Raw genomic sequence first — 10,834 nt, forward strand, 5'->3', positions numbered from 1 at the left:
ACCGGCGCCAATATCCGCTTTTGTTGCAGCAAGCCTACGATGATCCTCCCTTGGCGGCTTTGCCTGATGCGATCATTTTCTTGTTGGAACTCGCATTTATGAATGCAAAATATTACTCGATCCGGGTAAGAAACCACTTTGTCAAACAGGTGGCAAAAAAGCGTCATCAGCTATTGCGCCGATTTCCTTGATGTCGCGCCAGAACTGCAATGGAATTTCTTCGGCCGCCGCTTTTTTATTGGATGCAATTCTGTCTGCACGGGTGGTACCGAAGAGAATGCATTGTATCTGCGGATGGGCTTGCGTGAATTGCAGCGACGCGGCGGCAAGGGACACGTGATGGCGTTCGCAAATCGCGCTGATCGTCTTGACGCGCTGGCTTATTTCAGGAGAGGCCAGGCGATAGTCATAGGTGGCAGCCGGATCGGCTCCATCGGCCAAAATCCCTGAATTGAACACGCCCGCAGCGATAATCGGCGTTTCAGCCGCTTTGGCGACCGGGAAAAATTCGTCCAGTGCCGATTGATCGAGCATGGTGTAGCGCGATGCGAGCATAGCCACATCGAAATGATACCGACGGAGCATTCTTGCCCCAAAAGTGGGATCGTTCACCGATATGCCGCTATAGGTGATAATTCCTTCACGCTTCAATTTGTCGAGCGCACGAGTGCCACTTTCCAGGAATGCGCGGTAGTGCGTTTCCAGATTAGCCCCGTGATTGGCAGGATCAAGGTCGTGGATGAACAGCACGTCGAGCGATGTCGTGCCGATGCGGAGCAGTGATTGCTCAACGCTGCGCATGATCCCGTCGTAGCTGTAATCGAATTGCGAGCGGAAAGGCAGTGGGGCGGCAAAGAAGGCTGGGGCAGAGGCTTCTTCACCCGGAACGAGATAACGCCCGGCTTTGCTGGCAATGATCAGGCGGGCTTTGTCTTCTCTTTCGCGCAGGAATGTGCCTAGGCGTAGTTCAGCAAGTCCGGCTCCATAGCCAGGGGCGGTATCGAAGAAGGTAATTCCGGCATCAGCCGCGGCGTGCAGGGCGGCATTGGCATCTGCTTCGGAAACTGCGCGTTTCAGATTGCCGATTTCGGCTGTGCCAAACCCTATCCGGCCAAAGGGAAGGGTGGCCCAGCCGTATTTTTGCTCTGGCTCGCCTGCCAATTCAATCTGTTCCATCGCCCGCTCATAGCGAAACGGGCGATCAAGTGCTTGATCGTAGGCGCACCAAACTTGAGCCCACGCGCTCTATGGCGCTTACCTTCGCGCTTAGCGAGCAGGGAGGCGGCCAAGGATCATGTCGGCTGCCTTTTCGGCGATCATGATGGCAGGGGCATTGGTATTGCCGCGAATGACATCGGGCATCACTGACGCGTCGACCACGCGCAAGCCCTCAACCCCATAGACTTTCAATTCTGCATCGACCACGGCGCGGGGATTGTCACTGGTGCCCATGGCGCAAGTGCTGGTGGGGTGGCCGCCGCTCATCACCGTCTGCCGCAGCCAGCCATCGATCGCTTCATCGGAGATGACATCCGGCCCCGGTGCCAGCTCCATGGCCACATAGGGTTTGACCGCATCGGTGGCGAAGAATTTGCGCATGGTTCCAATCGTTTCGCGCAGGATCAGACGGTCCCGTTCTTCGGCTAGAAAGTTCAGAGTGATTTTGGGAAGCGTTTTGGGGTGGCGCGATCCAAGGCGGACATGACCCCGGCTTTCAGGGTTCAAGAGAATCGCGCCCGCCGTCATCTGATGGCCGACGCCTTTATGTAAAACCGGGAGCCATGGGTGCGCCTGATAGGATGTGTGGCTGACCTGAAGCTGGAGATCGGGGCGGGTGGTTTCGAAGCTGGAGCGTAAGAAACCCTGCACGGTCAACGGGCTTTGCGCCGGGAAACCTTTGCCGGAAAACTGCCATTTCGTCACGGCCAGAGCCAGGCGATCAAGCCGCAGCTGACTTTCAAATGTATTGTCCTGCGATGCTTTCCAGAAGGTGAGTGAAATCGCATGGTCCTGAAGGTTCTCACCCACTCCGGGCAGATCTTTCACCGGCACAATGCCATGTTCTTTCAAATGCTCAGCCGGACCAATGCCGGATAGCATCAGGAGTTGGGGAGAATTGAAAGCTCCGCCTGACAGCACGACTTCACGGGCTACGCGCAATTGCTGGACTTCACCATTGCGTTCAAACTCCACGCCTACTGCACGGCCATCTTCGATCAATATCCGGCTGACGAGCGCCTTGGTGATGACCTGGAGATTAGGGCGGCGGCGTGCAGGATCAAGATAGGCACGCGACGTGCTGTGGCGGCGGCCTTTGCTGATCGTGCAATCGGGAATGCCGAAACCTTCTGGTTCGGCAACGTTGAAATCTTCTGTTTCGCTATAGCCCAGTTCTTCGGCTGCCTTGATGAAGGCAGGGTAAAGCTCCGGGTGGGTTCGCATTGGGGTGACTTCAAGCGGGCCTGCGCCACCATGTTCCGGCCCTGCGCCACGCCAATTGCTTTCCGCCCGTTTGAAATAGGGGAGCACATCATCATAGGACCAGCCGTTTAACCCACGCTCGGCCCAGGAATCATAATCGGCTGCTGCGCCTCTGATATACATGGTGCCATTGATCGAACTGCATCCGCCCAGAACCCGTCCGCGTGGCAAAGGCTGCACCCGATTATCCATATGTGGCTCAGGTTCGGTCATCGTGCCCCAGCCAAAACGGGGCTCCATCGATGCTTTCATCCACGCCATTGGCATGGAAATCAGCGGGTGCTTATCAGAACCGCCGGCTTCAAGAAGGATGACTTTGACACTGGGATCTTCGCTCAGGCGGTTGGCCAGAACACAGCCGGAACTACCCGCTCCAACGATCAAAAAATCGCAATCGGTCATAACATCCTCTCCCTTTATCGCGCTCGCTTAAAATATTCAGGCGGACAGGGGAAGTCCGCCTGTAATATTCATGCAAGTCTATGCGTCGTTGGTTCTAATTGTCTGCGTTTGGCGCTCCGCCACCCAGAGCGATGAACAAGGTTGCTGCATTTTGATAGAGCGCCCTGCGTGTTGTAAGCAGGCTCTGCCTTGCGCTGAACAGGCTTCGCTCGGCATCCAGCACTTCAAGGTAATCGTCCACGCCTTCACGGTAGCGAAGCGTGGAAATATGCGCGATGTTTTCCTGCGCCTTGACGTTATCTTCCAGCGCCAGAACCTGACGGGCTAGCCAGCGCCGCCCTGCGAGGGCGTCCGACACTTCGCGAAATGCGGTCTGCACGGTCTTGTCATAGGTGGCGACTGCTTCAGTCTCCTGAGCCTTAGCAACGTCGAGATTGGCTTCACGTCCGCCCCAATCGAAGATTGGGAGGTTGATCGATGGCCCTGCGCTCCAGGTGAAAGCACCGCCTTTGAAGAGGCCGTCCAGCTCGCTTGAGGCAAAGCCCGCAGAACCGGTCAGCGAAATATTGGGGAAGAAGGCGGCACGGGCTGCACCGATATTGGCACGTGCTGCGCGCAGGGTTTCTTCGGCAGCAATGATGTCTGGTCGTACGAGCATCAGGTCAGATGGCAGGCCCGCATCAAGATAGATTGTCGGTGCCTGGTCAGACAATTGCCCGCCCGGAGGCAGATTTTCCGGAAACTTGCCGCCTACTAGAACCTGCAATTGATTCTGAAGCTGGGCGGAGGCGAGTTCTTCCGCCGCGACCTGTTGCTGGGCCGTGGTAAGCAAGCCTTCGGCCTGACGATATTCAAGCGCTGAAGTCACCCCGGCATCAAGCCGCTTCTTGGCTATGGAAAGCCCTTCGCTACGGCTTTTAGCCGTGGCTTGCGCCAGTTCAAGCTGTTCCTGGCTTTCGATCAATTGGTAATAGGTCGAGGCCACATCACCGATGAGTGACAGGTAGAAGGAGCGTTGGGCTGCTACGGTTGAGAGATATTGAGCCCTTGCAGCTTCGCTCAGATTGGCGAGGCGGCCCCAGAAATCGAGTTCAAATGCCGTAACGCCAACGCCCACATTGTAACGATTATAGGTGATGGCATCTGGCCCGCCGCTTGTGCCATTACCCTGCCCGACGGCAATCGTGTCCAGCGGGGTGCGTGTTCGCGTACCACTTCCCGTGGCTTCTATGCTGGGGAAACGATTGCTGTCCTGAATGCGAAATTGAGCGCGGGCCTGTTCAATTTTCGCTGTTGCAACCATCAAGTCCCGGTTATTTTCCAAAGCGGTGCGGATCAAAACCCGCAGCCGCTCATCACGGAAATAATCCTGCCAATCAATTTCGCTGGCGACGGCCGTTCCTTCCGGCCGGTCACTCGCACTGTAGCTTGCAGGAACGGAGAGCGCAGGGCGTTCATGCTCTGGCGCCATGTTGATGCAAGCAGACGTCAGCAACAGGCTGGAGACTGCTATCAGCCTTTTGCAATGGCTCATGACTGACGCTCCTGACTTTCTGTGTCGTTGAGATAATCCTCATGGAATTCCGCAGACACCGGCTTCTTGCGGCTGATGTGCTTGCGGACCAGCAGGTACAGCAGCGGAATGAAGAAGATGCCCAGTGCCGTGGCTGCGATCATCCCGCCCATAACACCTGTGCCCACCGCAATGCGGCTAGCCGCACCTGCGCCGGTTGATGTTACCAGAGGGATCATCCCGAGAATGAAGGCGAGCGATGTCATGATGATCGGGCGTAAACGAAGGCGTGCAGCTTCGATGGCGGCATTGAGCGGGGTTTTGCCTTCATCTTCCGCCTCAATCGCAAACTCAACGATCAAAATGGCGTTTTTCGCGGCAAGTCCAATGATCGTAATCAGACCGACGTTGAAATAGATGTCTGCCGAAAGCCCCCTGAACATCGATAGCAGCACGGCGCCAAGAATACCCATCGGCACAATCAGCAGGACCGACAAAGGAACCGCCCAGCTTTCATACAGGGCCGCCAGAAGCAGGAATACCACCAGGAAAGAAAGTCCCAGCAATGCACCCACCTGACCGCCAGCTTGCCGTTCTTCATAGCTGATGCCGGTCCATTCAAAGCTGACGCCTGCTGGCAGCTTTTTGGCGATGGATTCCATTTCGTCGAGCGCGGCACCGGAAGAGTAACCATCCGCTGCTTCACCCGAAATGGTCATCGCGGGATAGCCATTGTAGCGGGCAAGGGCGGTGGGCGCAGCGCTCCAATTGATCTGCGTAAAGGCACTAAGGGGAACAAGTTCTCCCTTAGAGTTCGGAATGCGTAGATTGCCAAGGTCTTCAGCCGTAGCGCGGTATTTCGCATCAGCCTGCACCATAACGCGCAACACGCGGCCCTTGTAATCGAAATCATTGACGTAAGCTGAGCCGAAATTGACGGACAGGGCATTGTTTACATCATTCATCGATAGGCCAAGCGCACGGGCCTGAAGCCGATCAATGTCGAGCTTGAGCCGGGGTGCAGGAGCCTGATCTTCCGGACGGACATTGGCCAGAACTTTGCTCTGCATAGCCATCCCAAGAACCATATTACGGGCTTCGGTCAGTTTTTCACGGCCAACGCCAGCGCGGTCTTCCAGCTTCATGGAAAAGCCGGTGGCATTGCCCAGAGCCGAAATGGGAGGTGGCTGGAAAGCATAGGCAACCGCATCGTCCATTTGCGCAAAGCGCGCACTGGCTTCACCCATGATCGTCAAAGACGAATGTTCTTTGCCAGGCCGCTCATCCCAAGGAATGAACGGTGCGAATATCATCGCATTGTTTTCGCCCTGACCAAAGAAGTTGAAACCATGAATAACAATCAGATTGGCAACTTCTTCCTTTGATTGCCAAAATTCTTCGACATTCGAAAGCGCTTCGGTTGTCCGCTCATCCGTTGAGCCAGGAGGCGTTTGCACCACTGCCAGAAGATAGCCCTGATCTTCGTCAGGAAGGAAACCACCGGGCAGGCGCAGGAACAAGAAGATTGTCACTGCAACAAGCACTACGAATACAGCGAGCCCACGCATTGGCCGCGAAAGAATCTTTTCATTCGCCCGGCTATATTTGCGGGTCATCTTGCCAAACCAGCGATTAAAGCCGGCAAAGAAACGCGCCATGAAGTTACGGAATTTGGCAGGCCAGGTCTTCAGGCCTGAACCTTCTATTTCTTCCTGTGGAGGAACATAGTCATCCAGACTTTCAGGATCGTGTTCCCCTTGCTTGATAGGCTTCAGGAAGTGGGCGCAAAGCGCCGGGGTCAGGATCAAAGCCATCAGTGCGGAGAAAAAGATCGATATGCTCAAAGTCGCGGAAAACTGGCGATAGATTCCTCCGGTTGAACCGGGAAAGAAAACCATCGGAATGAAAACGGCAACAAGCACAAGCGTAATGCCAATAACGGCACTGGTGATCTGATCCATTGCCTTGCGGGTGGCCGGGATCGGATCAAGACCTTCTTCGCGCATGATCCGTTCGACGTTTTCGATGACCACGATGGCGTCATCAACCAGAATACCGATAGCTAGAACCATGCCGAAAAGGCTAAGGACGTTGATGGAAAAACCAAACAGCCACAGGCCAAGGCAGGCACCGGAAAGAGCGACCGGAACCACCAGTGTCGGGATGAGTGTCGCGCGCCAGTTTTGCAGGAACAGGAACATCACGAGGAAGACGAGAGCGATGGCCTCGATCAGTGTCTTAATCACTTCCTCAACGGAGACCTTGATGAAAGGCGTCGTATCGAATGGTATGCTCCATTCCACATCATCGGGAAGGCTGGCAGCTACTTCCTTCATCCGGGCTCTTACACCTTCGGCTGTGTCCAATGCATTGGCATTTGTTGCAAGCTGAACAGCCATACCCGCAACGGGTTTACCGTTCAGTTCCAACGATGTTGCATAGGTTTCGGCGCCCAATTCTACTCTTGCAACATCGCCGAGTCGGATACTTGCACCATCTGTGTCGGACCTTAGAATAATCTCCTTAAATTCTTCAGGGGTGGAGAAGCGTCCCTGTGTCCTGATCGTCGCTGTGATCTGCTGGCCATCCGGGGAGGGGAGGGCGCCAATGGAACCACCTGCAGATGCGGCATTCTGAGACTGAATTTCAGCCAAAACCTGAGAGGCAGAAATATTGTAATTTGCCAGCTTGTTCGGGTCGAGCCAGATCCGCATGGCATAACCGGAACTGAACAGTTCGACGTCTCCAACGCCGTTCACACGGCGCAATTCATCTACCACGCGGCTGCTGGCGATATTGCCAAGATCGGTGGCGGTCGTAGCGCCACTTTTGGAGGTCAGGGCAACGATGACAAGAAAGTTTGCATTGGTCTGGCGAACCGAGATGCCCTGCTGTCGCACGGACTCGGGAAGGCGGGCTTCAATCGTCGACAGGCGATTTTGAATCTCCGTCTGAGCAATGTCGATGTCGGTGCCGGTTTTGAATGTGACAGTGATTTCGGCTGTGCCGTTTGAGCGGTTGTCTGACGACATGTAGAGGAAACCCTCCACGCCGTTGAGTTCCTTCTCAATCACCTGCGTAACGTTATTTTCCAGCGTCTCGGCATCGGCACCGGGATAGGTCACGTTGATCGTTACTGAAGGTGGGGCGACATCAGGATATTGTTCGATAGGCAGGCTGCGGATCGCGATGATGCCAGCCAGCACGACAAACAGTGCTACAACCCATGCGAAAACGGGGCGGTCGATGAAAAAGCGAGCCATGGTTTACAGCTTCTTGCTAGCAGAATTGGTCTGATCGGAGCCGGGGCTGGTCTTTTTGGCAGCTTCTGCCTTTTTGCGTGGCTGCACCGGCATACCAGGCTGTAGCTTCTGAATATTATCGAGGATCACCTGATCGCCGGGTTTTAGGCCGCTTTCGATAATCCAGGATTTCCCAGTCATCGAGCCAAGCTTAACCGGACGGACCTCTACCGCGCTATCCTTGTTGACCACGAAGACTGTCGCGCTGGTTGCACCGACGACAACGGCTTTCTGGGGGATCATGATGCCGCCGACCCGCTGACCTGCCGTAATCCTGGCGCGAACAAATTCTCCAGGAAGAAGCAAGTGCTCTGGATTGGGAAATGTCGCACGCAGAGACACAGTGCCTGTGTTTTCGTCTACGCTGTTATCGAGAAAATCGATCACCCCCTTGATGGGATAATCACTGCCATCGGAGAACTTCAGCGATACCTCGATTTTATCTTCATCATTCAGCAGAACCTTGCCTTCAGAAATCGCGCGGCGCAGTTCCAGAATATTGTCTGCAGCCTGAGAGAAGGTCACGTAAATCGGATTGAGCTGTTCGATCCGCGTCATCAGCGTCGCCTCGCCCTGACTGACCAGAGCACCTTCCGTGACATTTGCTCTGCCTGCACGGCCGGCAATAGGCGCGGTAACGGTCGTATAGCCTAGCTGAAGCGAGGCTGATTGAAGCTCAGCCTTGATTTGCGCTACATTGGCATTCGCTTCGCCTGCGGCTGCAACTGCTGCATCATATTCTTGCTGGCTGATCGCATTTTCACTGACCAGTGGCTTGTAGCGATTGACAACAGCCTGCGCATTTTTGGCTGTCGCGCGCGCTCTTGCCAGGCTGGCTTGTGCCTGTGCATAGGATGCACGAAGTTCAGCGGGGTCAATTCGGAACAGGGCCTGCCCGGCGCGAACATCGCTGCCTTCTTCATACAGCCTGCGTTGAACGATCCCGGTTACGCGAGCGCGCACTTCGGCCACACGAACAGGTTCGGTCCGCCCGGGAAGCTCCACAATATTGGGAATATCGGCCTGCGTAACCGTCATGGTTTCGACAGGCAATGCTGCAGGAGCTTCCGATTCGGAATCTCCGCTGCATCCAGCTAAAGCGCAGAGAACTGCGGCGAAGAAGGGGGTGAGCTTCACGAGACGTTTCCATATTTGTGCAGTTGCTAAATAGTGTAATAGGGGTTACACAAGGCTTATACAAGAGGGGGCAAGATGTCTGATACAAAACCTCAGCGACTTGATGACCGCCGGCAGGCGTTCCTTGTTGCGGCAAGACAGCTATTTATTCGTAAAGGTTATGAAACGACGTCGCTTGCTGACGTTGTTGATGCTGCCGGTGGCTCGCTGGCCACACTCTATAAATTGTTCGGCAACAAGATCGGTCTATTGCGAGCAATTGTAGTAGAAGAGGGTGCTATGGGTGCGCAACTGGTTCGTGAAGCTGCAAAGGGAGAGAATAGCCCAGTCGCAGTGTTGCGCAATTTAGGGAAAGTGGGTGCCGAATATTACACGAATAGAGAATCGGTGCTTTTTCTACGCCTTATGATTAGCGTGAGCATCGTCCACCCTGAGTGTGGACGTGAGTTTTTTGATAATTCCATTGCGAGTGCTCAACAGGAAATAGAAAAACTATTTCAAAAATGGGCTGATGAAGGCTTCATTCTGCCATACAAACCCAAGGCTCTCGCCAACATATTCTTCGCACTTATCGCCTTTGATGTGCAATTGCAGGCAATTTGTGCTGGAGGAGCAGAACCGTTGAGCGAGGAGGATTTCAGCCAGCGGGTTGAGCTTTTTCTGCAAGGAACAGGATTGGTTTGAGCCAATTCAAACCAATCAGCATGTGTCGGAACTGGTAAATTTCTGAAGCATTTTCAATCGACTCTTTGATGAGCGATGGTCCCAGCTCCTGAACATTCCAATCCAGTCTTGTTTGTCGAAACGGCGCCAATAGTCGAGAGCAATCGTGGGGTTATACCCTGCGCATAAGGCTAAGTGCGCACCGAGCTTGTCGGCTGCATCTTCTTTGTCCTTACCGCGGATATTGTTCCGGGATAATTCATCTCTGAGCACAATATGGGCAAGTTCATGCCCAGCTATCAGTGCCACTTCATCATCATTTCGGGTGAATTGCATAAAGCCGGTGCTTAACGCGATGCCGTCAGCGTCGCTATAGGCGTCTATGCCATTCTTTATCTTCAAATATATTCGCGCAGCACAAGTCGATATAGGGGAAACGCTGATCGTATGGTGCTGGCCGTTACGAATGATCCCGAATTGTGACGGAACACCCACGGGTAATTTCTCGGTGAGCGAAACGAATCGGTCAGCAATCAGACTTCCATTTTCCAGATCAGGGAAAATCTGATCGAGCGGCACACCATTTATTGATTGTATTTCGTCACTTACATGAAAGTCAGCAAGCTGTGCTGGGCTGCCATCAGCAATTGCAATAATTTGGGGAAGGTAACCCAGTCCAGTGGATGCCTGGACGAATGAGCGGTCGCTTTCAGCATAAGCACCCAGATGATCGATTGCCCAGCCAAAGCCAGCGGAATGGGCCGGACAACTGGGATTTGCGGCCTGCCTCAATCGCCATTCCACGGTGTTTATACGGAGCAATTGCTCCCGCAGTGCTTCGGGCCAGTTGGTAGCAGCATGTGCCATTTGGAAGGGCATAAATAGTGCCAATATCCCAAAAAGTTGCACCCAATTTATTCGCATGAAGCCACCTTAAACATTTCTTTTCCTTGGCTTGCGCCTTTCGCTGCACTGCGATATATACCTTACTAAGTGGAGTGTCCCGGGAACGGAACACTCTTTTTCGAAGGAGCCAACATATGATTAAAAATGTTCTTGTTGGAGCCGCCGCTCTTGGTCTCGTAGCTGCTCCTGTAGCTGCGCAGGCTGGTACTCGTGCTTCTGCATCCGTTCCGGTTGCAAACGCGACGGCTCAATCTGCGTTCACCTCTTTTGGTGCACGCTCTACGTCTTCTGTTAAGAAAGACGAAAAAGTTGTAGGCGCATTGCCTCTTCTGCTCATCGTTGGTGGCGTAGCAGCTGTTGCTGCAACCGTCGCTATCGTTGATGACAACAGCAATGACGCTGGTGATATCTCGTCCGGTACTTAATTGAG

General features: G+C 54.1%; 8 protein-coding genes. 2 read left to right on the forward strand and 6 right to left on the reverse strand.

Annotated features, from left to right (window positions below; genetic code table 11):
- Positions 1-141: 141 nt before the first annotated feature.
- The 5 genes from GRI39_RS02860 to GRI39_RS02880 form a co-directional block, all read right to left on the reverse strand.
- A complete protein-coding gene (locus GRI39_RS02860) occupies positions 142-1,176 on the reverse strand; it encodes an aldo/keto reductase (RefSeq protein WP_160738168.1) in 1,035 nt (344 codons plus the stop codon).
- Positions 1,177-1,266: 90 nt separating this feature from the next.
- Positions 1,267-2,883, reverse strand: a complete 1,617-nt coding sequence (locus tag GRI39_RS02865; protein WP_160738169.1) for a GMC family oxidoreductase — start codon at positions 2,881-2,883, stop codon at positions 1,267-1,269.
- A gap of 94 nt (positions 2,884-2,977) precedes the next feature.
- Entirely contained in the window at positions 2,978-4,417 is a 1,440-nt protein-coding gene (locus GRI39_RS02870) for an efflux transporter outer membrane subunit (RefSeq protein WP_160738170.1), read from the reverse strand.
- On the reverse strand, positions 4,414-7,659 hold the full coding sequence (locus GRI39_RS02875) for an efflux RND transporter permease subunit (protein ID WP_160738171.1): 3,246 nt from the start codon (positions 7,657-7,659) through the stop codon (positions 4,414-4,416). The genes GRI39_RS02870 and GRI39_RS02875 overlap by 4 nt, the downstream gene beginning before the upstream one ends.
- A gap of 3 nt (positions 7,660-7,662) precedes the next feature.
- Positions 7,663-8,835 (reverse strand): efflux RND transporter periplasmic adaptor subunit, encoded by a 1,173-nt coding sequence (locus GRI39_RS02880; protein ID WP_343033277.1) that lies wholly within the window; start codon positions 8,833-8,835, stop codon positions 7,663-7,665.
- Positions 8,836-8,910: 75 nt separating this feature from the next.
- Here GRI39_RS02880 and GRI39_RS02885 point away from each other — a divergent pair, with 75 nt between their 5' ends.
- Complete coding sequence (locus GRI39_RS02885; protein WP_160738172.1) at positions 8,911-9,519, forward strand: TetR/AcrR family transcriptional regulator; 609 nt, start codon at positions 8,911-8,913, stop codon at positions 9,517-9,519.
- A gap of 15 nt (positions 9,520-9,534) precedes the next feature.
- Here GRI39_RS02885 and GRI39_RS02890 read toward each other — a convergent pair whose 3' ends face one another.
- Positions 9,535-10,422: a M48 family metalloprotease gene (locus GRI39_RS02890; RefSeq protein ID WP_160738173.1), complete on the reverse strand. Its 888-nt coding sequence runs from the start codon at positions 10,420-10,422 to the stop codon at positions 9,535-9,537.
- A 116-nt stretch (positions 10,423-10,538) separates the two neighbouring features.
- Here GRI39_RS02890 and GRI39_RS02895 point away from each other — a divergent pair, with 116 nt between their 5' ends.
- Entirely contained in the window at positions 10,539-10,829 is a 291-nt protein-coding gene (locus GRI39_RS02895; protein ID WP_160738174.1) for a hypothetical protein, read from the forward strand.
- Positions 10,830-10,834: the final 5 nt, after the last annotated feature.

The organism is Altericroceibacterium indicum, assembly GCF_009828105.1.
GTDB classification, from domain to species: domain Bacteria; phylum Pseudomonadota; class Alphaproteobacteria; order Sphingomonadales; family Sphingomonadaceae; genus Altericroceibacterium; species Altericroceibacterium indicum.

Bases quoted from the DNA above. Each gene is read 5' to 3' on its own strand.
- GRI39_RS02860 (WP_160738168.1), bottom strand. From the start codon at position 1,176: ATGGAACAGATTGAATTGGCAGGCGAGCCAGAGCAAAAATACGGCTGG.
- GRI39_RS02865 (WP_160738169.1), bottom strand. From the start codon at position 2,883: ATGACCGATTGCGATTTTTTGATCGTTGGAGCGGGTAGTTCCGGCTGT.
- GRI39_RS02870 (WP_160738170.1), bottom strand. From the start codon at position 4,417: ATGAGCCATTGCAAAAGGCTGATAGCAGTCTCCAGCCTGTTGCTGACG.
- GRI39_RS02875 (WP_160738171.1), bottom strand. From the start codon at position 7,659: ATGGCTCGCTTTTTCATCGACCGCCCCGTTTTCGCATGGGTTGTAGCA.
- GRI39_RS02885 (WP_160738172.1), top strand. From the start codon at position 8,911: ATGTCTGATACAAAACCTCAGCGACTTGATGACCGCCGGCAGGCGTTC.
- GRI39_RS02890 (WP_160738173.1), bottom strand. From the start codon at position 10,422: ATGCGAATAAATTGGGTGCAACTTTTTGGGATATTGGCACTATTTATG.
- GRI39_RS02895 (WP_160738174.1), top strand. From the start codon at position 10,539: ATGATTAAAAATGTTCTTGTTGGAGCCGCCGCTCTTGGTCTCGTAGCT.